Annotated in this window: 34 protein-coding genes; 3 read left to right on the top strand and 31 right to left on the bottom strand. The window is 73.7% G+C overall.

Translation table 11 applies throughout. From position 1 onward, the window contains the following. The 7 genes from VGB14_14800 to rplM all read right to left on the bottom strand — a co-directional run. Positions 1-470: CBS domain-containing protein (locus tag VGB14_14800; GenBank protein HEX9994195.1), on the bottom strand; the 470-nt coding region annotated here is incomplete at its 3' end. Continuing rightward, entirely contained in the window at positions 470-1,780 is a 1,311-nt protein-coding gene (locus VGB14_14805; GenBank protein ID HEX9994196.1) for an NAD(P)H-hydrate dehydratase, read from the bottom strand. The genes VGB14_14805 and VGB14_14800, both read right to left, overlap by 1 nt. 30 nt (positions 1,781-1,810) lie before the next feature. Then, positions 1,811-2,482, bottom strand: a complete 672-nt coding sequence (locus VGB14_14810) for a holo-ACP synthase (GenBank protein ID HEX9994197.1) — start codon at positions 2,480-2,482, stop codon at positions 1,811-1,813. 25 nt (positions 2,483-2,507) lie between these two features. After that, positions 2,508-5,945, bottom strand: coding sequence for an SIS domain-containing protein (locus tag VGB14_14815; protein ID HEX9994198.1), 3,438 nt, complete (start codon positions 5,943-5,945; stop codon positions 2,508-2,510). Positions 5,946-5,992: 47 nt separating this feature from the next. Continuing rightward, complete coding sequence (gene glmM / locus VGB14_14820; GenBank protein HEX9994199.1) at positions 5,993-7,333, bottom strand: phosphoglucosamine mutase; 1,341 nt, start codon at positions 7,331-7,333, stop codon at positions 5,993-5,995. 19 nt (positions 7,334-7,352) lie between these two features. Beyond that, entirely contained in the window at positions 7,353-7,745 is a 393-nt protein-coding gene (gene rpsI / locus VGB14_14825; protein ID HEX9994200.1) for a 30S ribosomal protein S9, read from the bottom strand. A 17-nt stretch (positions 7,746-7,762) separates the two neighbouring features. Continuing rightward, a complete protein-coding gene (gene rplM, locus VGB14_14830) occupies positions 7,763-8,212 on the bottom strand; it encodes a 50S ribosomal protein L13 (GenBank protein HEX9994201.1) in 450 nt (149 codons plus the stop codon). Positions 8,213-8,326: 114 nt separating this feature from the next. Here rplM and VGB14_14835 point away from each other — a divergent pair, with 114 nt between their 5' ends. The 3 genes from VGB14_14835 to ilvA all read left to right on the top strand — a co-directional run bounded on the left by VGB14_14835 (position 8,327) and on the right by ilvA (position 10,479). Then, positions 8,327-8,704 carry a VOC family protein gene (locus tag VGB14_14835; GenBank protein HEX9994202.1) on the top strand — a complete coding sequence of 126 codons (378 nt, stop codon included), beginning with the start codon at positions 8,327-8,329 and terminating at the stop codon, positions 8,702-8,704. 99 nt (positions 8,705-8,803) lie between these two features. Continuing rightward, on the top strand, positions 8,804-9,097 hold the full coding sequence (locus VGB14_14840; GenBank protein HEX9994203.1) for a hypothetical protein: 294 nt from the start codon (positions 8,804-8,806) through the stop codon (positions 9,095-9,097). A gap of 185 nt (positions 9,098-9,282) precedes the next feature. After that, positions 9,283-10,479: a threonine ammonia-lyase gene (ilvA, locus tag VGB14_14845; protein ID HEX9994204.1), complete on the top strand. Its 1,197-nt coding sequence runs from the start codon at positions 9,283-9,285 to the stop codon at positions 10,477-10,479. Here ilvA and truA read toward each other — a convergent pair. The 24 genes from truA to rplP all read right to left on the bottom strand — a co-directional run bounded on the left by truA (position 10,455) and on the right by rplP (position 22,163). After that, a complete protein-coding gene (gene truA, locus VGB14_14850) occupies positions 10,455-11,225 on the bottom strand; it encodes a tRNA pseudouridine(38-40) synthase TruA (protein HEX9994205.1) in 771 nt (256 codons plus the stop codon). The two genes, ilvA and truA, sit on opposite strands and share 25 nt — an antisense overlap. 53 nt (positions 11,226-11,278) lie before the next feature. After that, positions 11,279-11,632: a 50S ribosomal protein L17 gene (gene rplQ / locus VGB14_14855; GenBank protein HEX9994206.1), complete on the bottom strand. Its 354-nt coding sequence runs from the start codon at positions 11,630-11,632 to the stop codon at positions 11,279-11,281. Positions 11,633-11,636: 4 nt separating this feature from the next. Then, positions 11,637-12,575 carry a DNA-directed RNA polymerase subunit alpha gene (locus VGB14_14860; protein HEX9994207.1) on the bottom strand — a complete coding sequence of 313 codons (939 nt, stop codon included), beginning with the start codon at positions 12,573-12,575 and terminating at the stop codon, positions 11,637-11,639. A 28-nt stretch (positions 12,576-12,603) separates the two neighbouring features. Next, the gene (gene rpsD / locus VGB14_14865) at positions 12,604-13,230 is read right to left on the bottom strand and encodes a 30S ribosomal protein S4 (protein HEX9994208.1); all 627 of its coding nucleotides are present in this window, start codon (positions 13,228-13,230) and stop codon (positions 12,604-12,606) included. A gap of 7 nt (positions 13,231-13,237) precedes the next feature. Further along, a complete protein-coding gene (gene rpsK, locus VGB14_14870; protein HEX9994209.1) occupies positions 13,238-13,636 on the bottom strand; it encodes a 30S ribosomal protein S11 in 399 nt (132 codons plus the stop codon). After that, positions 13,637-14,020, bottom strand: coding sequence for a 30S ribosomal protein S13 (rpsM, locus tag VGB14_14875; protein ID HEX9994210.1), 384 nt, complete (start codon positions 14,018-14,020; stop codon positions 13,637-13,639). A gap of 10 nt (positions 14,021-14,030) precedes the next feature. Beyond that, a complete protein-coding gene (rpmJ, locus tag VGB14_14880) occupies positions 14,031-14,144 on the bottom strand; it encodes a 50S ribosomal protein L36 (GenBank protein HEX9994211.1) in 114 nt (37 codons plus the stop codon). 6 nt (positions 14,145-14,150) lie between these two features. Next, complete coding sequence (gene infA, locus VGB14_14885; GenBank protein HEX9994212.1) at positions 14,151-14,375, bottom strand: translation initiation factor IF-1; 225 nt, start codon at positions 14,373-14,375, stop codon at positions 14,151-14,153. Between the two features lie 115 nt (positions 14,376-14,490). Continuing rightward, complete coding sequence (gene map, locus VGB14_14890; protein HEX9994213.1) at positions 14,491-15,231, bottom strand: type I methionyl aminopeptidase; 741 nt, start codon at positions 15,229-15,231, stop codon at positions 14,491-14,493. Beyond that, on the bottom strand, positions 15,228-15,866 hold the full coding sequence (locus tag VGB14_14895; protein ID HEX9994214.1) for an adenylate kinase: 639 nt from the start codon (positions 15,864-15,866) through the stop codon (positions 15,228-15,230). The genes map and VGB14_14895 overlap by 4 nt, the downstream gene beginning before the upstream one ends. Next, a complete protein-coding gene (gene secY, locus VGB14_14900; protein ID HEX9994215.1) occupies positions 15,863-17,161 on the bottom strand; it encodes a preprotein translocase subunit SecY in 1,299 nt (432 codons plus the stop codon). The genes VGB14_14895 and secY overlap by 4 nt, the downstream gene beginning before the upstream one ends. A gap of 56 nt (positions 17,162-17,217) precedes the next feature. Continuing rightward, a complete protein-coding gene (rplO, locus tag VGB14_14905) occupies positions 17,218-17,706 on the bottom strand; it encodes a 50S ribosomal protein L15 (protein HEX9994216.1) in 489 nt (162 codons plus the stop codon). Continuing rightward, positions 17,703-17,891, bottom strand: a complete 189-nt coding sequence (gene rpmD, locus VGB14_14910; protein ID HEX9994217.1) for a 50S ribosomal protein L30 — start codon at positions 17,889-17,891, stop codon at positions 17,703-17,705. Before rpmD ends, rplO begins: the two co-directional genes overlap by 4 nt. Then, positions 17,888-18,445, bottom strand: coding sequence for a 30S ribosomal protein S5 (gene rpsE, locus VGB14_14915; GenBank protein HEX9994218.1), 558 nt, complete (start codon positions 18,443-18,445; stop codon positions 17,888-17,890). The genes rpmD and rpsE overlap by 4 nt, the downstream gene beginning before the upstream one ends. A gap of 1 nt (position 18,446) precedes the next feature. Beyond that, entirely contained in the window at positions 18,447-18,812 is a 366-nt protein-coding gene (rplR, locus tag VGB14_14920; GenBank protein ID HEX9994219.1) for a 50S ribosomal protein L18, read from the bottom strand. A 13-nt stretch (positions 18,813-18,825) separates the two neighbouring features. After that, positions 18,826-19,365, bottom strand: a complete 540-nt coding sequence (gene rplF, locus VGB14_14925) for a 50S ribosomal protein L6 (protein HEX9994220.1) — start codon at positions 19,363-19,365, stop codon at positions 18,826-18,828. Between the two features lie 10 nt (positions 19,366-19,375). Further along, positions 19,376-19,780: a 30S ribosomal protein S8 gene (gene rpsH, locus VGB14_14930; protein HEX9994221.1), complete on the bottom strand. Its 405-nt coding sequence runs from the start codon at positions 19,778-19,780 to the stop codon at positions 19,376-19,378. A 13-nt stretch (positions 19,781-19,793) separates the two neighbouring features. Next, positions 19,794-19,979 (bottom strand): type Z 30S ribosomal protein S14, encoded by a 186-nt coding sequence (locus VGB14_14935; GenBank protein HEX9994222.1) that lies wholly within the window; start codon positions 19,977-19,979, stop codon positions 19,794-19,796. Then, positions 19,979-20,560, bottom strand: coding sequence for a 50S ribosomal protein L5 (gene rplE, locus VGB14_14940; protein HEX9994223.1), 582 nt, complete (start codon positions 20,558-20,560; stop codon positions 19,979-19,981). The genes VGB14_14935 and rplE overlap by 1 nt, the downstream gene beginning before the upstream one ends. After that, entirely contained in the window at positions 20,560-20,874 is a 315-nt protein-coding gene (rplX, locus tag VGB14_14945; GenBank protein HEX9994224.1) for a 50S ribosomal protein L24, read from the bottom strand. The genes rplE and rplX overlap by 1 nt, the downstream gene beginning before the upstream one ends. A 2-nt stretch (positions 20,875-20,876) precedes the next feature. Next, the gene (rplN, locus tag VGB14_14950) at positions 20,877-21,245 is read right to left on the bottom strand and encodes a 50S ribosomal protein L14 (protein ID HEX9994225.1); all 369 of its coding nucleotides are present in this window, start codon (positions 21,243-21,245) and stop codon (positions 20,877-20,879) included. Next, on the bottom strand, positions 21,242-21,520 hold the full coding sequence (gene rpsQ / locus VGB14_14955) for a 30S ribosomal protein S17 (GenBank protein ID HEX9994226.1): 279 nt from the start codon (positions 21,518-21,520) through the stop codon (positions 21,242-21,244). The genes rplN and rpsQ overlap by 4 nt, the downstream gene beginning before the upstream one ends. Then, a complete protein-coding gene (gene rpmC / locus VGB14_14960; GenBank protein ID HEX9994227.1) occupies positions 21,520-21,747 on the bottom strand; it encodes a 50S ribosomal protein L29 in 228 nt (75 codons plus the stop codon). The genes rpsQ and rpmC overlap by 1 nt, the downstream gene beginning before the upstream one ends. After that, positions 21,747-22,163, bottom strand: coding sequence for a 50S ribosomal protein L16 (rplP, locus tag VGB14_14965; protein HEX9994228.1), 417 nt, complete (start codon positions 22,161-22,163; stop codon positions 21,747-21,749). Before rplP ends, rpmC begins: the two co-directional genes overlap by 1 nt. Between the last annotated feature and the right edge of the window lie 51 nt (positions 22,164-22,214).

The following is a 22,214-nucleotide window of genomic DNA, read 5'->3' on the forward strand; positions in this document are numbered from 1 at the left end:
GCGCCGCCGGCGCGGACGATGGCCCGGAGGATGTCGCCCCGGGAGACGATGCCGACGAGCCGGCCGGCCCGCAGGACCGGCAGCCGGGAGACGCGGCGCTCGTGCATCACGGTCGCCGCCTCCTCCAGGGTGTCGTCCTCGCCGATCGTCACCGGGCGGTCGGTCATCACCTCGCCGACGGTCGCCGCCACCGCCTTGTGGAGCTCGTCCTCGAAGCGCCGCACCGACGACGGCAGCTCCAGGTAGGAGCCGAACAGCGAGATCACCGTCGGGTAGTGGAGCCGGGTCTCCTGCACGATGAGGTCGTCGGTCGAGACCATGCCGACGACCCGGTCGTCGTCGTCGACCACCGGCGCCCCGTCGACGTCCCGCTCGACCAGCGCCCGCATGGCGTCCTGGACGGGCATGTCGGCCGAGAACGTCAGCACGTCGGTGGTCATCACCTCCCGGACGAGCGTGGACGCTGGCATCAGGCCTCCCGGGTCGGGTCGTCGAGCACGACCGGCAGCAGGTCGGCCAGGTCGCCGGCCACCAGGCCGCGGCGGAAGCCTAGGGCGCCGGCCCGGCCGTGCAGCCAGGCGCCGGCCGCCGCCGCGCGGGCCGGCGGGACGCCCTGGGCGAGGCGGGCGGCGACGGTGCCGGTGAGCACGTCGCCGGTGGCCGACAGGAGGGCGGCGCCGTCCGGGTCGGCCACGACCGTCGTCGGCCCCTTCAGCAGCACGGTCGCCCCCAGCCGGGCGGCCAGCCGGCGGGCGGCGTCGACCCGGTCGGGCGGCGGCGGTGCGCCGGCCAGGCGGGCGAACTCGCCGTCGTGGGGGGTGAGGACGGTGGGCGCCGGGCGAGCCCGCAGGACGGCCTCGGGACCGTCGCCGCCCGCCAGCGCGGTCAGGCCGTCGCCGTCGACCACCACGGGGACGGGCGCGGCGGCCAGCACCTCGCGCACGCCGGCGTCGGTGGCCGGCGCCCGGCCGAGGCCCGGGCCGGCGGCCAGCGCGCCGAACCGGTCGAGGTCGTCGAGGACGGCGGGCGCGAACCCCTCGGCCGGCAGCGCCCGGCCGACGGCCTCGGTCGGGCGCAGCGGGTCGTCGTCCACGCCGGGGGAGCCGACCCGCACGTACCCGGCGCCGGCCCGCTGGGCCGCCCTCGCCGCCAGGTGGGCGGCGCCGGTCATCCCCGGCGAGCCGGCCAGCAGCCAGACGGCCGCCTTCCACTTGTGGCTGTCCCGCGCCCGGTCCGGCAGCCAGGCCGCCACGTCGGCCGCCTCGACCAGGTGGGCGGTCGCCCCGGACACGTCGAGGCCGATGTCGGCCACCTGCACCTCCCCGGCCAGCGCCGGGCCGGCGCCGAGGAGGAGGCCGGGCTTCAGGGCGGCGAAGGTGACCGTGCGGACGGCGGCCAGCGCCCCCCCGCCGACCTCGCCCGTCAGCCCGTCCACCCCGGAGGGGATGTCGACGGCGAGCACGGGCGCGCCGGCCGGGTCGGGCGGTGCCCATCCGCCCCGGAAGCCGGTGCCGTAGGCGGCGTCGACCACGAGGTCGGCCCGGGGCAGGCGGGGCGGCACGCCGGCGGCGTCGAGGACCTCGACCCGCACGCCGCGGGCGGCCAGCCGCCGGGCCGCGGCCCGGCCGTCGGCGCCGTTGTTGCCCTTGCCGGCGACGACGACCACCCGCCGGCCGTAGGTCCCGCCGAGGAGGTCGACGGCCGCCCTGGCCACCGCCGCCCCCGCCCGCTCGATGAGCACCTCGACCGGCTCGGGCGCGGCCGCGTCGACGGCCCGCATCTCCTCGGGAGTGACAACGGGGCGCACCGGCTACAGGGCGATGGCGATCGCCGAGGCCGTGCGCTCGGTGTGGGTGAGCGACAGGCGCCAGCCGGTGATGCCCAGCTCCTCGGCCAGCTCGGCGGCCTTGCCGTGGAGCACGAGCGACGGCGCGCCCGTCGCCGCCCGCACGACCTCGACGTCGCGGAAGGAGAACTTCCAGAGGCCGACGCCCATCGCCTTCATCGCCGCCTCCTTCGCCGCAAACCGGGCCGCCAGCCGCTCGGTCGGGTCCCGCCGCCGGTTGGCGTAGGCCCGCTCGCCGTCGGTGAACAGCCGCTCGGCGATCCCGGGCGTGCGCTCGAGCGTCCGCCGGAACCGGTCCAGCTCCACCGCGTCGATCCCGACGCCGACGACCGCCCCGCCCGCCGCCACGCCGCCACCCGCACCGTCGCCGGTCGCCGGTGCAGCGGCCGGCTCGCCCGGCGTCGGGCCCGTCGACGCGGCCGGGTCGCTCGTGGCGGCGCGCCCGTCCCCGACGTCGCCCGTCGAGGCGCGCCCGTCCGCGGCGTCGCCGGTCGCCGGGTCGGTCGTCGAGGCGCGCTGGTTGCCGGCGACGGCACCTGGCGTCGGCGCGGTCGCCGCGTCGCCGGTTCCGGCGTCGGGCGCCGGGGCGGTGGCCGGGTCGCCGGTCGCGGGGCCGCTACCCGCGGCCGCCGTCACCGGTGGCGGCGCTGCTCGCCGGGCGTCATCGGCGCCACCTTCCCGCCAGCTCCTGCACCGGCTCGGTGAGCAGCTCGAAGACGGGGACGTCGGCGAGGAGGTCGTCCCGGAAGGACGGCTCGGTCTCGGTCACCGCGTCCGACAGCTCGGCGTACCGGTTGCGGTACCCCTCGAGCACCGCCCGGGCGGCCGTCGCCGCCAGCCGGTCCCGGAAGCGCACGTGCAGGAGCCCGATGCCGGTCGCCACCCCGCCCTTCACCTCGGGGACGAGCAGGATCGTCCGGCTGTCGGCCGCGCCCCGCTCCACCAGCACCTCGCGCTCGTTCGCCACCCGCCGCTTGGTGCCCCGCAGCCGGGGGTCGCGGTCGGTGCGGCTCGGGATCCCGGCGGCCACCCCGCCCCGGTCGAGCACGGCGATGGCCGCCGACGGGTCGGCCGGGTCGCCGTCGATGCGGTAGTGCGTGTACCCGACCACCTTCTCGACGGCGCCGTCGAGGGCGGCCAGCGTGCGCAGCGCCCGGTAGCTCAGCCCGTCGCGGGCCACTCCGGCGCCGAGCACATCCTCCACCAGCGGCACCCGCAGGAGCGTCTCGTCGCTGCGGGAGATGCCGACGGTGACGGTCTTCGCCTGGTGCTTGATGGCGTCGACCGGCCGGGTCAGCTCCTCGATGGCGCGGGTGAGGGCGGCGTTCAGGTCCTCGACGACCACGCTCGGGCTGCCGACCTTGCCGTGCTCGACCTGGTACGCCTCGAGCGGGACGACCCCGGTCGCGTACCGCAGGAGCGAGGCCAGCCGCACGGCCGTGCTCGCCTCGAGGTGGCCGTCGTACCCGCCCGTGCGCAGCCCGTCGAGGAACCGCTTCCCGGCGCCGTCGAGCGCCGGGCCGATGGCCTCGAGGGCGAGGTCGCCCGGCCGGCCGGAGGCGATGGCCGCGTCGAGCACCGAGCGGGCCTCCCGCAGCGGGCGGGCCGACCCGTCGATGGCGAGGGCGGCCTCGTACCCGAACAGGTGGCCGGCGAGGGCGGCGAGCACGAAGGCCAGCTGCGGCGCCGTCGCCGGCACCGGCAGCACTTCGAGGGCGGCGTCGAAGCGGCCCTGGCCCTCGGTGGCGATCACCAGCGGGGCCGCCTTGTGGGCCCGGTAGATGGCGACCTCCTTGGCGACGTCGTCCGCCGTCGACCCGCCGAGCCCGGCCGCGCAGACGAGGATCAGCGGCTCCGAGGACAGGTCGATGTGCTTCTTGTCCTCGGTGGCGTCGCAGGCGATCGACTTGTAGCAGAGCTCGCTCAGCTTGATCCGCAGCTCGGCCGCGGTGATGCGGTTGCGGCCGTTGCCGACGACCGCCCAGTACCGCCGGCTCGGCGCGTAGCGGGCGGCCGCCTCCGCGATGCGGGGGCGTAGCGCGAGCGCGCGCTCCATGGCCTCGGGCAGGGTGCGCAGCGCGGCCAGCACCTCGCTCCGGTGGCCGCGGTCGCCGGCGCCGAGGTGGTCGGCGATGGCGTAGGCCAGCAGGAACCCGGCCGCCACCTGCGCGTAGAACGCCTTCGTGGAGGCGACGCTCATCTCCACGTCCCGCCCGTCGGACGTGTAGAGCACGCCGTGCGCCTTGTCGGTCAGGTCGCTGTTCCGGCGGTTGACGATGGCGACGACGACGGCCCCGCGGTCCTTCACGAGGTCCACCGTGCGGTTCGTGTCGGTGGTCGTCCCCGACTGGCTGATCGCGACCACGAGCGTGTCGCTCATGTCGTCCCGGAGGTGGAAGCCCGACAGCTCGGTGGCGGGCAGCGCGGTGACGGCGACGCCGGTGCCTGCCAGCTCGTCGACGAGCGTGGCGGCCAGGCTCTGGCCGGCGACGGCCGCCGTGCCCTGGCCGATGACGACGACCTGGCGGATGCGGCCGTCGGCCAGCCGGGCGACGGCCTCGTCCGGCAGCGTGTCCGCGCCGAGCCGCACGGTCAGCTGCCCGTCCTGCTCCCGGATGCGGCCCCGCAGGGTCTTGCGGAACGAGGTGGGCGCCTCGTGGATCTCCTTCAGCAGGAAGTGCGGGAACTCCCGGCGGTCGATGTCGCGCGTGGTGATGGCGGCGGTGACGACCTCGCGCTCGTGCACGGGCAGCGACGTCCCGTCGTAGGCCAGCCGGAGGATCCCGTCGAGCTCGCCCGCCCGCCGGCCGTCGAGGGCGACGACCTGCCCGGTGCTCGCCGGGTTGTCGGGGTTCGACGGCGTCTCGCCGTCGAGGCGGACGTAGCGGGGCGTCTCCTCGACGAGGCCGTAGGGCTCGCTGGCGACGATGAAGGTGTCCTCGGCGAGGCCGACGTAGAGGGCCTGGCCGCTCCCCCGCTGGGCGAGCAGGAGCGAGGCCGGGTCGGCCGCCGACTGGGCGGCGATCGCCACCGAGCCCTCGAACGCGGCCACCGTGCGCCGGAACGCCTGGGGCGGCGGCTCGCCGGTGGCCAGCCGGCGGGCGGTCAACACCGGGATGACCTTGGCGTCGGTGGTGATCTCGGCGGCCACCCGCAGGTCGTGGGCGGCGATGAGGTCGGCGTAGTTGTCGATGTCGCCGTTCAGCGCGGCGACGACGTAGGGCGCCGGCGCGGCCGCCACCTCCTCGCTGTTGAGCGGGTGGGCGTTGGCCTCCGAGATGATCCCGACCGACGCCCACCTGGTGTGGGCGAGCACGGCCGCCTCGGCCGTGTCGGCGGCGAGGGCCAGGTGGAGGAGGGGGTCGTCCGTCATGGCCGCCCGGATGGCCCTCGTGTTGTCGCCCAGCTCGCCGATCTCGGCCGCCGCCTTGTAGACGAAGCTCAGCGCGGCCTGCCCGTCGGCGCCGGCCGGCACCCGGCGGACGGCGGTCGACAGGAACAGCGGGTCGGCGGCCCGGCGGTCGAGCAGGGCCCGGACGGCGGGGCCGTCGAGGTCGAGCCCGTGGCCGGTGACGAGCACGTGGACGCCGGCCGAGTCGCGGCCCCTGACCTCCAGCCGGTCGATGGCCGACAGGGCCGACTGGATCGTCGAGAACGCGGCCAGGCCGGCGGCCGAGGCGTCCCGGCCGGCGAGGTCGGCCGTCGCCCTGACCGTGCGGAGCCGGTCGCGGCGCACGGCCCAGGTGGCGTCCTTCAGGCGGATGATGGCGGCGTTGACGGCCTCCTGCTCGCCCTCCGAGACGTCCGCCGCGCCCTCGTCGAGGGCGGCCTCGACGGCGGCGACCCGCTCCTCGACGGCCGCCACCCGCCCGTCGACGGCGGCCGGCAGCGCCGCGCTCCCCGTCAGCGCGAGCAGGCCGGGCACGCCCCGGAGCAGGCGGTCGACCGACTCGACGGCCTCCGCGGCAGCGGCCAGCGCCGCCCGGTCCGGCCGCCCGTCGAGCGCGTGGAGCGCGGCGTCGAGCGGGTCGGTCAGCTCGGCCGGCGACGGCTGGGGCCGGCGGTGGGGGCGACGGAGGATGGCGACGATCCCGCACATGGCCGCCAAGTGTAGGTGGGGGGTGCGACAGGCTCCCGGGCGCCCGGTCAGCCGCCGGCGACGCGGCGGACGGCGTCGACCAGGCGGGCGGCGGCGGCCTCCGCCACCTCCGGCCGCTCGGCCTCGACCATCACCCGCACGACCGGCTCGGTCCCGCTCGGGCGGATCAGCACCCGGCCCCGCTCGCCGAGGTCGGCCTCGACGGCGGCGACGTCGTCGGCCACCTCGTCGGCGATCGTCGGCCGCCGCTCGGCGACCGCCACGTTGCGCAGCACCTGGGGCAGGCGGGTCATCGCCCCGGCGGCCAGGTCGGCCAGCGGGCGGCCGCTGCGGTGGACGAGGTCGAGGACCTGGACGCCGGTCAGCAGCCCGTCGCCGGTCGTCGCCAGGTCGTGGAACACGACGTGGCCGGACTGCTCGCCGCCGAGGGACCAGCCGCCGGCGTCGAGCGCCTCGAGCACGTACCGGTCGCCGACCGCCGTCTCCACCACCTCGATCCCCCGCTCGGCCATGGCGAGGCGGAACCCGAGGTTGCTCATCACGGTGACGACGACGGTGTCGCCGGCCAGCCGGCCCCGGTCGCGGAGATCGGTCGCGCACATGGCGATGAGGTGGTCGCCGTCGACCAGGCGGCCGGCGGCGTCGACGGCCACGACCCGGTCGGCGTCGCCGTCGAAGGCCAGGCCGGCGTCGGCGCCGGCGGCCACGACCGCCCGGCACAGGTCGCCCGGCGACGTCGACCCGCAGCCGTCGTTGATGTTGCGGCCGTCGGGCTCGTCGTGGATGGCGGTCACGTCGGCGCCCAGCCGCCGCAGGACGTCCGGCGCCGCTGCGGAGACGGCGCCGTTGGCGCAGTCGACCACGACCGAGAGCCCGTCGAGCCGGCGGCCCTCGACCGTCGCCGCCACCGCCGCCATCCACCGCTCGGCCGCCTCGGCCCGGTCCACGACCCGGCCGACCCCGTCGCCGACCGGCCGGTCGCCGTCGGCCGCGCCGCCGGCGAGCACCTCGCGGAGCACCCGCTCGATGTCGTCCTCGACGGCGTCGGGGAGCTTGCGGCCGCCCGGCGCGAACAGCTTGACCCCGTTGTCGGGGAACGGGTTGTGCGACGCGGAGATCGCCGCGCCGGGGACGCCGTCCGCCGCCGACAGCCAGGCCACGGCGGGGGTGGGGACCACGCCGACCCGGTCGACGTCGGCGCCCTCGGCCGCCAGCCCCGCGCACAGGGCGGCCTCGACGAGCGGGCCCGACCAGCGGGTGTCGCGGCCGACGACGAACCGGTCGCCGCCGAGCACCCGGGCGGCGGCGCGACCGAGCGCGAGGACCAGCTCCGGGGTCAGCTCGGCGTTGGCGACGCCGCGGACGCCGTCGGTGCCGAAGCGCAGCACCTGCCAGCCCCCGCGGGGATCAGCGCTTCGAGTACTGGGGCGCCTTGCGGGCCTTCTTCAGCCCGTACTTCTTCGACTCCTTCTCCCTCGCGTCGCGGGTGAGGAACCCGGCCTTCTTGAGGGAGGGGCGGAGCTCGTCGTCGAGGCCGGCGAGGGCGCGGGCCAGGCCCATGCGAAGGGCGCCGGCCTGGCCGGACACCCCGCCGCCGTCGAGGGTGGCGTCGACGTCGTAGACCTCGGCGGTGTTCGTGAGCCGCAGCGGCTCGGTGACGATCATCCGGTGCGTCTCGGAGGGGAAGTACTCGGCGAGGTCGCGGCGGTTGATCGTCACCTTCCCGGAGCCCGGCCGGACACGGACGCGGGCGACGGCCTCCTTGCGGCGGCCGGTCGACTGGATGAGGGGCTTCGGCATGGTCCTCGGTCCTCGGGTCAGGCGGTGCGGCGGGCGGCGGCGAGCTCGAGCGGCCGCGGCTGCTGGGCGGCGTGGGGGTGGGTCGGCCCGGCGTACACCTTGAGCTTCTTCGCCATCTGGCGGCCCAGGCGGCCCTTCGGGAGCATCCCCCGGATCGTGCGGCGGACGGCCTCCTCGGGCCGGGTGGCCAGCTCCTGCGCGTAGGTGTGCTGCTTCAGCCCGCCCGGGTAGCCGGTGTGGCGGTGGACCGGCTTGCGCTCGGCCTTGCCGGAGGTGAGGACGACCTTCGCCGCGTTGACGACGATGACGTGGTCGCCGGTGTCGAGGTGGGGGGCGAAGATCGGCTTGTGCTTGCCGCGCAGCACCCTGGCCGCCTCGGTCGCCATCCGACCGAGCACGAGCCCGTCGGCGTCGATCACGAACCAGGCGCGATCGATGTCAGCTGCTTTCGGTGAGAACGTGCGCACGGGCCCTTCCTCGCAAGGTGTCTCGCGCGGCGCGCCGGGAGGCGCACCAGAGCGACAGACCAGCATAGAGGCGGTGCCGGGGAGCGGCAAACCACCGCGGTAGGGTCCGCGCCGATGGAGCTCACGCTGATGCCCATCGTGTTCGTGCGGGACATGGCCGCGTCGGTGGCGTTCTACCAGCGCCTGGGCTTCGAGGCGCCCCGTCCCGTCGACGACCAGTGGAACGAGCTGCGGGCCGGCGACCGGGCCGTGCTCGCCCTGCACCTGAGCGACGCCGCGCCGCCCGACGCCGAGGCCGCGGGCGGCGGCCACGGCCGGGTCGAGCTCGCCTTCGTGGCCCCGGGGCGGCTGGAGGACGTGCTGCGCGAGCTGCGGGCCGCCGGGGCGACGATCGTGCGGGGCATCACCGACGAGCCCTTCGGCCGGTCGCTGGTCGTCGCCGACCCCGACGGCCTGCCGCTCCAGGTCAACGAGCACCGCGCCCCGGCGTAGCCCTCCCCCCGCCCGGCTGGCGTAGCATCTCCGCCAGCGGGAGCCTCGGCGAGCTTCGGGCCGCCCTCGGATCGGCGAGACGACGGCGGAGGACCGACGATGGCCATCACCGAGGCGACGCGCCACCGGCTGTACCAGGCACTCGAGCAGGCGATCGGCCAGGAAGAGGCGACCACGCTCATGGAGCACCTCCCGCCCGTCGGCTGGGACGACGTCGCCACCAGGCGCGACATCGACCACCTGCGCGGCGAGATGGAGCTGCGGTTCGAGGCGCTCGAGCACCGCCTGCTGTCGGCCATGCACCAGGAGACGAAGACCGTCTACCGCACGGTGGTCGCCGCCATCGTCGGCTGCAACGCCGTCCTCGCCGGCGTCGCGCTCGCCCTGGCCTGACCGCCGGCCCGCCGCCCCCCGCCCCTCGGGATCGAGCCCAGCGGCCGACCGCTCAGCGTGCCTGCCCGCGCGGGGGGCGGGTACGATCCGGCTCCCTGCCGCCCGGTGACCGGGCCGGCACCGCCCACCACCGGTCCCGAGGAGGCGACGACGCTCGTGGAGCACCCCTCGCCCACGGCGGCGCCGTGATCACCGTCGACGACGTCAGGGCCGCGAGGGCCCGGGTCCAGCCCGTCCTCCGGCCGACGCCGACCGGCGTGTCCGACTCGCTGAGCGGCATGTGCGGGCGCCAGGTGCTGCTCAAGTCCGAGCACCTCCAGCGGACCGGGTCCTTCAAGATCCGGGGCGCCTACAACCGCATCTCCCACCTGCTGCCGGGCACCGACGTCGTCGCCGCCTCGGCCGGCAACCACGCCCAGGGCGTCGCCCTCGCCGCCAGCCTGTGCGGGCTGAAGAGCACGATCTTCATGCCGGTGACGGCGACGTTCCCGAAGGTCGAGGCGACGAGGGCCTACGGGGCCGAGATCCGCCTGGCCGGCGACGTCGTCGACGACTGCATCCTGATGGCCAAGGCCTACGCCGAGGAGACCGGCGCCCGCTACGTCCCCCCCTTCGACGACCCGCTGATCATCGCCGGCCAGGGCACGCTCGGCCTCGAGCTGGCCGACGAGGCGCCGCACGCCGAGGTCGTGCTCGTCCCGGTCGGCGGGGGCGGGCTCATCTCCGGCGTCGCCGTCGCCCTGGCCGCCACCCGGCCGGGGGTGCGCATCGTCGGCGTCGAGGCCGAGGGCGCGGCGTCGATGGCCGCCTCGCTCTACGCCGGGCGCTGCGTCCGCCTCGGGGCCCTGTCCACGATGGCCGACGGCATCGCCCTGAAGGAGCCCACCCCGCTCACCCTCGAGCACGTCGAGGCCTACGTGGACGACATCGTCACCGTCTCCGACGAGGAGATCGGCCGGGCCCTGATCCTCCTGCTCGAGCGGGCCAAGGCGGTCGTGGAGCCGTCGGGCGCCGTCGGGGTCGCCGCCCTGCTGGCCGGGAAGGTGGCCGGCACCGGCCCGGCCGTCGCCGTCCTGTCCGGCGGCAACGTCGACCCGCTGCTGCTCATCAAGCTGATCGAGCACGGCCTGTCGGCGGCCGGCCGCTACCTGATGATGCGGGTGGTCGTGAAGGACCGCCCCGGCGCCCTGGCCGACGTCGCCCGGGTCGTCGCCGCCCACGGGCTCAACGTGCTCGACGTCGAGCACCACCGGGCCGGGCCCCGGGTCGGGGTGGACGAGGTCGAGATCCTGCTGACCGTCGAGGCCCGCGACCCCGACCACGGCGGCGAGGTCGTCAACGCCCTGAAGGGCGAGGGCTACGGGGTCGCGCTGGTCTCGTAGCCGTCGTCGCCGTCGTAGCGGACCAGCCACAGGCACAGCCCGTGGGGCGGGGCCAGGTTGCCCGCCCGGTGCCGGTCCCCGGACCGCAGGATCGTCGTCATCTCCCCGGCCCGCAGGCGGCCGCGCCCCATGTCGACGAGGGTCCCGACCAGGCTGCGGACCATCTGGTGGCAGAACGCGTTCGCCTCGATCCCGAACCGCAGCAGGCCGTCGCCCAGGTCCTCCCAGCGGGCCTCGACCACCCGGCGGACGAGCGACGGCGGCGGGTCGGCCCGCCTCGCCGCCCGGCAGAACGAGGAGAAGTCGTGCTCGCCGACGAGGGCGTCGGCGCCGAGGCGCATGGCCGGCAGGTCGAGCGGGGTCGGCACGTGCCAGGCCGTGGCCGCGAGGAACGGGTCGGGGACGGCCCGGTTCAGCACCGTGTAGCGGTAGACCCTGGCCGTGGCCGAGTGGCGGGCGTCGAACCCGTCGGGGGCGACCGCCGCGTGGCGGACGACGACGGCCGGGCCGACCTGGTGGTTGACCGCGTCGCGCAGCCGGTCGAGGTCGAGCCGGTCGGCGCCCGTGTCGAAGCTGACGACCTGGCCCCAGGCGTGGACCCCGCTGTCGGTGCGGCCGGCGCAGGCCAGCGTGACCGGGTGGCCGAGCACCCGGGCCAGCGCGTCGGCGAGCACGCCGCCGACCGTGCGCACGCCGGGGTTGGGCGCGAACCCGGAGAACCCCCGCCCGTCGTAGGCGACGGTCATCCGGACCCGCGCCAGCGGTGGGCGCGGGCCGGCCGGCTCCGGCTCGAAGAGCGTCAGACCAGTTCGATGCGCGCCATCGGCGCGTTGTCGCCGTGGCGCGGGCCGAGCTTCAGGATCCGGGTGTAGCCGCCGTTGCGGTCGGCGTAGCGGGGCCCGATCTCCTCGAACAGCTTGTGGGCCATGTCCTTGTCGCCGAGGAAGGAGACCACCTGGCGGTGGCGGTGGACGCCGCCCTTCTTCGCCTTGGTGATCATCTTCTCGGCCACCGGGCGCAGCGCCTTGGCCTTGGCCTCGGTGGTGACGAGGGCCTCGGCCGCGACGAGCGAGGCGACCAGGTTGGCCATCATCAGCCGCTGGTGGGCGGCGTCGCCGCCGAACCGGCGCGACTTGCGGGGGGTGGCGGGCATCGTCCTAGTCCTTCCTGCGCAGCGACAGCCCGCGCTCGTCCAGCTTCTGGATCACCTCGTCGAGCGACTTCTGCCCGAAGTTCGTGATGGCGAGCAGGTCGTCCTCGGTCTTCTGGAGCAGTTCGCCGATGGTGTTGACCTGCGCCCGCTTGAGGCAGTTGCGGGGGCGCTCGGACAGGTCGAGGTCCTCGATCGGCAGGTCCAGGTCGGGCGACCCGGCGCTGGCCCCGGCCACCTCGCCGAGCTCGAGCCCGAGGGGCTGGTCGCTCATCTCCTCGACCAGCTGGACGAGGGTGCGGAGGGTGGCGCCCGCGGAGGCGAGGGCGTCGCGGGGCGTGATCGAGCCGTCGGTCTCGATGTCGAGCACGAGGCGGTCGTAGTCGGTGGACATCTCCACCCGGGTGGGCTCGACCTCGAAGGTCACCCGGCGCACCGGGGAGAAGATGGCGTCGACCGGGATCACGCCGATGGTCGAGGTGGCCTTGCCCCGGTCGGCCGACAGGTAGCCCCTGCCCCGCTCGATGGTCAGGTCGACGGCGAGGCGGCCGCTGCCGTTCAGGGTGGCGACGTGCAGGTCGCCGTTGAGGATCTCGACGTCGGCCGGGGTCTGGAGGTCGCCGGCGGTGACGTCGGCGGGGCCGCGCACGTCGAGGCGGACGGTGACCGGCTCGTCCGAGGTCGACGTGAGGACGATGTCCTTCAGGTTCAGGATGATGTCGGTGACGTCCTCGGTGCAGCCGGGGATCGTGTCGAACTCGTGCAGCGCGTCGTCGAAGCGCACCTGGGTGATGGCGGCGCCGGGGATCGACGACAGCAGGGTGCGGCGCAGCGAGTTGCCGATGGTGTGGCCGAAGCCGGGCTCGAGCGGGCTGATCGAGAACCGCTGGCGGTTGCCCTCGGCCTCGCCCAGCGGCTCGACGGTCGGGCGTTGGATGACCAGCATGACGCGTCCTTCGCGGGGGGAGAGGTGGTTACTTCGAGTAGAGCTCGACGATGAGCTGCTCGCGCACGGGCACGTCGATGTGCTCGCGCAGCGGCAGGTCCCGGACGGTGACGGCGGCGCCGCCCTCGCCCGTCTCGAGCCACGGCGGCGTGGAGCGGTCGATCGTGTCGAGGTTGTGGCGGACGACGATCATCGCCCTGGCCTTGTCGCCCAGGGTGACGACGTCGCCCTTGCGGGCCTGGTAGCTCGGCACCGTGACCCGCCGGCCGTTGACCCGGACGTGCCCGTGGCGCACGAGCTGGCGCGCCTGGGCCCGGCTCGCGCCCCAGCCGGCCCGGTAGGCGACGTTGTCGAGGCGCAGCTCGAGCATGCGCAGGAGGTTCTCGCCGGTGACGCCCTGCTGGCGGTTGGCCTCGGCGTACAGGTTCCGGAACTGCTTCTCCATCAGGCCGTAGATGCGGCGGGCCTTCTGCTTCTCACGCAGCTGGACGAGGTACTCCGACCCCTGGCGCTGGCGGGCCCGGCCGTGCTCGCCGGGCGGGTAGGGGCGCCGCTCGATCGGGCACTTCATCGAGTCGCACTTGGCGCCCTTCAGGTACAGCTTCATCCGCTCCCGGCGGCAGAGCCGGCAGACCGGACCGATGTAACGAGCCATCCTGGCCTCAGACCCTCCTGCGCTTGGGGGGACGGCACCCGTTGTGGGGCACCGGGGTGACGTCCTTGATGCCGGTGACCTCGATGCCGGCGCTCTGGAGGGAGCGGATGGCGGTCTCGCGGCCCGAGCCCGGGCCCTTGACCACCACGTCGACCTTGCGGACGCCGTGCTCCATGGCCCGCCGCGCGCACTGCTCGGCCGCCATCTGGGCGGCGAACGGCGTCGACTTGCGGGACCCCTTGAACCCGACGTTGCCGGCCGAGGCCCAGGAGAGCACGTTCCCCTCCTGGTCGGTGATGGCGATGATCGTGTTGTTGAACGAGCTCTTGATGTGGGCGACGCCGTAGGCGACGTTCTTGCGCTCGCGGCGGCGGGGCCGCCGACCACCCGGCTTGGGCTTGGCCATCTAGTGCTTCCTCACCGTCTTCTTCTTGCCGGCGACCGGCTTCTTCGGGCCCTTGCGGGTCCGGGCGTTGGTGTGGGTGCGCTGCCCGTGGACCGGGAGCCCGCGCCGGTGGCGGAGGCCCTGGTAGCAGCCGATCTCGATCTTGCGGCGGATGTCCTGGTCGACGTCCCGGCGGAGGTCGCCCTCGACCTTCAGGTTGCCGTCGATCCAGTTCCTGATCCGGGTGACCTCCTCGTCGGTGAGGTCCCGGGCCCTCGTGCCGGGGTCGATCCCGGTCGCCTCGCAGATCTGGGACGCCGTGGTCCGGCCGATCCCGTAGATGTAGGTGAGCGCGACCTCCATCCGCTTCTCGCGGGGCACGTCGACGCCGGCGATGCGAGCCATTCGCTTCCTCCTACCCCTGCCGCTGCTTGTGCCGGGGGTTGGTGCAGATGACCTGGACGCGACCGCGCCGGCGGATCACCTTGCACTTCTCGCAGATTCTCTTGACGCTGGGGCGCACTTTCATGGCTGCCTACTTGTAGCGATAGGTGATGCGGCCGCGGGACAGGTCGTACGGCGTCAGCTCCACCTGGACGCGATCGCCGGGGAGGATCCTGATGTAGTGCATCCGCATCTTCCCGGAGATGTGGGCCAGGACCTTGTGGCCGTTCTCCAGCTCGACCCGGAACATGGCGTTGGGGAGGGGCTCGACCACCGTTCCCTCCAGCACGATCGCGTCTTCCTTGGGCTTTGCCAGTTGGATCTCCTCGAACCAGGCGGAAGCCGCGCTGAACCAGGCGCGGCAACACAGGGCGACCGACAATCATAGTGGACGCCGCCGCCCCGGCCAACCCGGGGGCTGGGGGCGCCGCTCAGGGCACCGTCAGGATCTCCGGGCCGTCGTCGGTGATGGCGATCGTGTGCTCGAAGTGGGCCGACAGGCTGCCGTCCGCCGTCACCACGCTCCAGCCGTCGTCGAGCAGGCGGGTGCCCGGGGCGCCGACGTTGACCATGGGCTCGACGGCGAACACGTTGCCGGCCCGGAGCTTCGGGCCCTGGCCCGGCGGGCCGAAGTTCGGCACCTCCGGCCGCTCGTGCATGGCCGTGCCGATGGCGTGGCCCACGTACTCCCGGACGACGGAGAACCCGGCCGCCTCGGCCACCGTCTGCACGGCGTGGCCGATGTCGGAGATGCGGTTGCCGTCGACCATCTGGGCGATGCCGGCGAAGAGGCTCTCCTCGGTGACCTTCAGCAGCCGCGACGCCTCCTCGGACACCTGGCCGACGGGCGCCGTGAAGGCGCCGTCGCCGTGGTAGCCCTGCACGACCGCCCCGCAGTCGATCGAGATGACGTCGCCCTCCTTCAGCCGGTAGGGCCCGGGGATCCCGTGGACGATGACGTCGTTCGGGGAGGCGCAGATCACGGCCGGGAACCCGTGGTAGCCGAGGAAGTTGGACCGGGCGCCCCGCCGCTCGATCACGTCCCGGCCGACCCGGTCCAGCTCGGCGGTGGTCACCCCCGGGCGGATGGCCGCCCTGATGCGCTCGTGCATCTCGGCCACGACCCGGCCGGCCCGGCGCATCTTGGCGATCTCCTCGGCCGACCGCCTCACGACCTGAGCCTCCCGTCGATGGCGGCGTGGAGCCGGTCGGCGACCTCCTCGGTGGTCCCCTGGCCGTCGACGGTGACGAGCAGCCCCCGGTCGGCGTACCAGTCGACGAGGGGCGCCGTCTCCCGCTCGTAGAGGTCGAGGCGGCGGTTGATGGCGTCGGTGGTGTCGTCGTGGCGCTGGACGACGGGGCCGCCGTCGCGGTCGCAGCGCCAGTCGTCCTTCGGCGGCCGGTTGGTCGAGTAGATCGCCCCGCACGTCTCGCATACCCGCCGGCTCTCCAGCCGGGCGAGGACCACGTCCCTCGGCACGTCGAGGTTGACGACGAGGTCGACGTAGCCGTCGATGCCCTCCGCCTGCCCCTTCGTCCTCGGGAACCCGTCGAGCAGGAAGCCGGTGCGGGCGTCGTCGCGGCCCAGGCGCTCCTGGACGACGCCGATCATCACGTCGTCGGGCACGAGGGCGCCGGCGTCCATGTACTCCTTGGCCTTGCGGCCGAACTCGGTGCCCTCGGTGGCCGCCGCCCGGAGGATGTCGCCGGTCGAGATGTGGGGGATGTCGTAGTGGGCGGCGAGGTTGGCGGCCTGCGTGCCCTTGCCAGCCCCCTGTCGGCCCAGGAGGACCAGGCGGGTGGTCACGTCCGGAGGAACCCCTCGTAGTTGCGCATCATCAGCTGGCTGTCGATCTGCTTCATCGTCTCGAGGGCGACGCCGACGGCGATGAGGATCGAGGTCCCGCCGAACGGGAAGCGCTGGACGTCGGCCGCGGCGAGCAGCACCGAGGGCAGCAGGGCGATGACGGCGATGAACAAGGCGCCGGGCAGGGTGATGCGGTTCAGGATCTTGCCGAGGTACCGCTCGGTCTGGGGACCTGGCCGGATGCCGGGGATGAACCCGCCCTGCTTGCGGATGGTGTCGGCCTGCTTGGCCGGGTCGAACGTGATCGCCGTGTAGAAGTAGGCGAACCCGATGATCAGCAGGCCGTAGAGGGTGATGTAGAGCGGGCTGTCCTGGCTGACGACGTGGTCGTTCACGAAGCGCTGGACGCTCGCCCCCCACCCGTCGCTCGGCAGGACGTTGCTGAGCAGCAGCGGCAGGTAGAGCACCGAGCTGGCGAAGATGATCGGGATGACGCCGGACTGGTTCACCTTGAGCGGGATGTAGGTGCTCTGGCCGCCGTACATGCGCCGGCCGACCACCCGCTTGGCGAACTGGACCGGGATGCGGCGCTGGCCCTGCTCGATGAACACGATCGAGACGAGGATGACGAGGGCCAGCACCACGAGGATCACGAACGTGGTGTTACCGGCCTCCTGGCGCACGGCGCCGGCCTCGAAGGGCAGGGTGCTGACCACCGAGGTGAAGATCAGCAGCGACATGCCGTTGCCGATGCCCCGCTGGGTGACGAGCTCGCCCATCCACATGAGGAGGGCGGTGCCGGCGGTGAGGGTGAGGACGATCAGCAGCACCCGGGGGGCGGTGAACTCGGGCACGAGGTCGAGCCCGGTGGTGTTGGACCGGCCGCCGATGAACCCGCCACCGCCGTTGTGGAACAGGAACGTGAGCCCGGTGGACTGCATGATGGCGATGGCCACGGTCACGTAGCGGGTCCACTGGGTGATCTTCCGCTGGCCGACGGCGCCCTGCTGCTGCCACTGCTCGAGCTTCGGGATCACCACCGTCAGGATCTGCATGATGATTGACGAGGTGATGTACGGCATGATCCCCAACGCGAAGATCGCGAACTGGGTGAGCGCGCCGCCGGAGAACAGGTTCAGGAACCCGAGCACGCCGCCCTGCTCGGCCCTGGTCTCGAGGGTCCTGACCGCCTCGAGGTCCACCCCCGGCACCGGGACGTGGGCGCCCAGGCGGTAGAGCATGATCATGAGCAGGGTGAACAGGATCTTGTTCCGGAGATCCGGCACCTTGAACATGTTCCGCAGGCTGGAGAGCACCGGAACGGCTCCTGTTCGGTCGGGTTACGGGTGGTTCAGCGGTTGGTGAGGGCGTTGCCCTTGGCCGCCGGGCGACCGGCGCCGAACGGCGGCGGGAGGACCTCAACCGTACCCCCCGCGGCCGTGATGGCGGCCTCGGCGCTCTTCGAGAAGCCGTGGGCCCGGACGGTGACGGCCCGGCCTATCTCGCCCCGCCCGAGGATCTTCACGAGCGCGCCCTTGTGGACGAGGCCGCGCTGGTGGAGCACCTCGGGGGAGATCTCGTCGAGGCCGGTGTCGGCCACGACGTCGAGGTTGACGGCCTGGTACTCGACCCTGAACGGGTTCTTGAACCCCCGCAGCTTCGGCATCCGGCGCTGGAGCGGCATCTGGCCGCCCTCGAACCCGGGCCGGACGGCGCCGCGCGCGCCCTGGCCCTTCGTGCCCCGGCCGGCGGTCTTGCCGCCCTTGCCGGCGGTGCCCCGGCCGACGCGGCGGCGGGACTTGACCGAGCCGGGGGCGGGGTGCAGGTCGTGGAGCTTCACGAGTCGACCTCTTCGACGGTGACGAGGTGGGGGACCTTGGCCAGCATCCCCCGGATCTCGGGGCGGTCCGGCATGGTGCGGCTGCGGCCGATGCGGCCGAGGCCGAGGGCCCGGAGCGTGCCCCGCTGCTTGGGCTTGGTGCCGATGGACGAGCGCACCTGGGTGACCTTGAGCGCCATGGTCAGGCGACCTCCTCCGGCACGTGCGGGCCGCGGCGGGTCTCCTTGTAGGCCCGCAGCAGGCCGGTCGGCACGAACTCCTCGGGCGCGAGGCCCCGGAGGCGGGCGACCTCGTCGGGCCGCTTCAGGGCCCGCAGCCCGGCGATCGTCGCCCTGGCCACGTTGATGTGGTTGGCCGACCCGAGCGACTTGCAGAGGACGTCGTGGATGCCGGCCTCCTCGAGGATGGCCCGCGCCGCGCCGCCGGCGATCACGCCGGTGCCGGGGGCGGCCGGCTTCAGCAGGACCCGGCCGGCGCCGGTCTCGCCGATCACCGGGTGGGTGATCGTGGTGCCGGCGAGGGCGACCTCGAACAGGTTCTTCCTGGCCTCCTCGGTGCCCTTCTGGATGGCGAGGGGCACCTCCTTGGCCTTGCCGTAGCCGAGGCCGACCCGGCCGGCGCCGTCGCCCACCACGACCAGCGCGGTGAACGAGAACCGGCGGCCGCCCTTCACGACCTTGGCGACCCGGTTGATGTTGATGACCCGGGAGTCACGCAGCTGGGCGTCGGGTGCGGGCATGTCAGAGCTCCAGTCCGGCGTCGCGCGCCGCGTCGGCGAGGGCCGCGACGCGGCCGTGGTAGCGGAACCCGCCCCGGTCGAACACGACGGCCGTGATGCCGGCCGCCTGCGCCCGCTCGGCCACGCGGCGGCCGACGGCCGCGGCCGCCTCCTTGTTGCCGGTCGCGCCGGTGCGCAGGTCGGCCTCGAGGGTCGACGCCGCGGCCAGCGTGCGGCCGGCGCGGTCGTCGATGACCTGGGCGACGATGTGGCGGTTCGAGCGGAACACGGCGAGGCGGGGCCGCGCCGGGGTGCCGACGACCTTCTTGCGGACCCGGCGGTGGCGGCGGAGCCGGGCGGACCGCTTGCGTGCTGCGGAGATGCTCATCGTTGGTGCGTCCTTACTTCCCGGTCTTCCCGGCCTTGCGGATGATCTGCTCGCCCGCGTAGCGCACGCCCTTGCCCTTGTAGGGCTCGGGCTTGCGAAGGGCCCGGATGTCGGCGGCCACCTGGCCGACGACCTCCTTGTCGACGCCGAGCACCGAGATGCGGGTCGGGGCCGGCACCTCGAAGGTGATGCCCTCCGGCGCGTCGACGGGCACCGAGTGGCTGTAGCCGAGGGCGAGCTCCATGCGGGTCGGGCCCTGGGCGGTGGCCCGGTACCCGACGCCGACGATCTCGAGGTCCTTGCGGAACCCGGCGGTGACGCCGACGACCATGTTGTTGACGAGCGAGCGGACGAGCCCGTGCAGGGCCCGGTTCTGGCGCTCGTCGTCGGGCCGCTCGACGAGCAGCTGGCCGTCGTCCTGGCGGACGGTGATCGCGCCGGGCAGCTCGCGGGTGAGCGAGCCGCGGGGGCCCGACACGGTGACGCGGCGGCCCTCGATGCTCACCTGGACGCCGTCGGGGACGGGGATCGGCGATCGGCCGATGCGCGACATGGTCCTCCTCTCACCACACGAAGCAGAGGACCTCGCCGCCCACGCGGCGCTGGCGCGCCTCGCGGTCGGTGAGCAGCCCCTGGCTGGTCGACAGGACGGCCACGCCCAGCCCGCCCAGCACCCGCGGCACCTTGTCGGCCTTGGTGTAGACGCGCAGGCCCGGCTTCGACACCCGGCGCAGGCCGGAGATCGTGCGGGCCCGTTCGGGCGAGTACTTCATGGTGATCGTGAGCACGCGGCCCGGTCGGTCCGGGTCGTCGTCGACCTCGAAGCCGGCGATGTAGCCCTCCTTCTGGAGGATGGCCGCCAGGGCCTCCTTGAGCTTCGACGACGGCATCCGCACCTCGTCGTGCATGGCGACGTTGGCGTTGCGGATCCGGGTCAGCATGTCCGCGATGGGATCGGTCATGGTCATCGGCGAACCTCCCTCACCAGCTCGCCTTCGTCATGCCGGGGATCTCCCCGAGATGGGCCAGCTCTCGCAGGCAGATGCGGCACAGGCCGAACTTGCGGTAGACGGCGCGCGGTCGCCCGCACCGCCGGCAGCGGGTGTAGGCCCGCACCTTGAACTTCGGCTTGCGCTGCTGCTTCTCGATGAGCGCCTTCTTGGCCATCAGGACTGACCCTCACGACGGAACGGGAAGCCGAAGGCGTCGAGCAGGGCGCGACCCTCGGCATCGGTGCGGGCGGTGGTGACGATGGTGATGTCCATGCCCCGAGGAGCGTCGATCTTGTCGTAGTCGATCTCGGGGAAGATGATCTGCTCGGTCACGCCGAACGTGTAGTTGCCGCGCCCGTCGAAGCCGCCGGTGGGCAGCCCTCGGAAGTCGCGGATGCGGGGGATGGCCAGGCTGATGAGCCGGTCGAGGAACTCCCACATGCGGTCGCCCCGCAGGGTGACCTTGGCGCCGATGGCGTTGCCGGTGCGGAGCTTGAAGCCGGCGATCGACTTCTTCGCCCTGGTGACGAGCGGCTTCTGGCCGGCGATCGTGGTGAGGTCGCGGACGGCGCCCTCGAGCAGCGACGGCTGCTGGGTCGCCCGGCCAACGCCCATGTTGAGCACGACCTTCTCGAACCGGGGCACCTCCATGACGTTGCCCAGCTCGAGCTGCTCCTTCAGGCGGTCCCTGATCTCCTCGTCGTAGCGACGCTTGAGGCGGGGCCGCTCGCGGGTGGGCGCGGCGGTGTCGGCCATCAGAGGTCACCCCCGCACTTCTTGCAGATCCGGATCTTGGTGCCGTCCGGGTCGAAGCGGTAGCCGACCCTGGTCGGCCCGCAGCGGTTGCAGAGGATGGCGACGTTGGCCACCGGGATCGGCATGTCCTTGTCGATGATCCCGCCCTGCATGGTCGCCCTGGTCGCCTTCTGGTGCTTCCGGGCGACGTTGACGCCGTCGACGATGACCTTGCCCTCCCGGGGCATGGCCCGCATGACCTCGCCCTCCTTGCCCCGGTCCTTGCCGGTGAGCACGCGGACGCGGTCACCCTTCTTGATCTTCAGTCCTGCCATGGCTAGAGCACCTCGGGTGCGAGCGACACGATGCGCATGAAGCGCTTGTCCCGCAGCTCCCGGCCGACCGGGCCGAAGATACGGGTGCCTCGTGGCTGCTGCTGGTCGTTGATGAGGACGGCGGCGTTCTCGTCGAAGCGGATGTAGGAGCCGTCCGGCCGCCGCTTCTCCTTCTTGGTCCGGACGACGACGCACTTCACGACGTCGCCCTTCTTCACGCCGGCGCCGGGGATGGCGTCCTTGACGGTGGCGACGAAGATGTCGCCGATCGAGGCGTAGCGGCGCTTCGAGCCGCCCAGCACCTTGATGCAGAGCACCTCCTTGGCGCCGGAGTTGTCGGCCACCCGGAGGCGGGACTCCTGCTGGATCACTTGGCACGCTCCAGCACCTCGACGACCCGCCAGCGCTTCAGCTTGGACAGCGGGCGGGTCTCCTGGACCCGCACGCGGTCGCCGACCCGGAGGTCGTTGGCCTCGTCGTGGACGTACAGGCGCTTGGTGCGCTGCATGGTCTTCGCGTAGCGGGGGTGGCGGACCCGGTCGATCACGGCCACCACCGCCGTCTTCTCCATGGCGTTCGACACGACCGTCCCCTCCCGGACCTTCCGGGGGTTGGGCCGCGACGGGGCCGGCACGGCCTCGGCCATCACGCCTCCTTCCCGGCCGCCAGCGCCTCGGCGGCGGCGATCTCGCGCTCCCGGAGCTCGGTGAGGTACCGGGCCACGTCGCGACGGACCTGGCGCAGGCGCGACGTGTTGTCGAGCTGGCCGGTCACGTGCTGGAAGCGCAGGTTGAACAGCTCGGCCTTGGCCTCGTCGAGGCGCTCGGTGAGCGCCCCGTCGTCGAGCTCGCGGATGTCGCTCGGCTTGGCCATCAGAGCGCCTCCTCCCTGGCCACGAACCTGGCCTTCAGCGGCAGCTTCTGGATGGCCCGCTCGATGGCGGCCCTGGCGACGGCGGGGTCGGGGTAGGACAGCTCGAACAGCACCCGGCCGGGCTTGACGACCGCGACCCACCGCTCCGGGTTGCCCTTGCCCGAGCCCATGCGGGTCTCGGCCGGCTTCTCGGTGACGGGCTTGTCCGGGAAGATGTTGATCCAGACCTTGCCGCCGCGGCGGATGTGGCGGGTCATGGCGATCCGGGCGGCCTCGATCTGGCGGGCGGTGATCCACCCGGGCTCCAGGGCCTGGATCCCGTAGTCCCCGAACGTGACGGCGGTGCCGCCCTTGGCCGTGCCCTTCAGCCGGCCGCGCTGCTGCTTGCGGTGCTTGACCTTCCTCGGCATCAACATCGGCTACTCCGAGTCCTTCGGGAAGTGCGGAGCCTCGTGGTGCTCGCCACG

The organism is Acidimicrobiales bacterium (assembly GCA_036399815.1).
Classification (GTDB): Bacteria; Actinomycetota; Acidimicrobiia; order Acidimicrobiales; family DASWMK01; genus DASWMK01.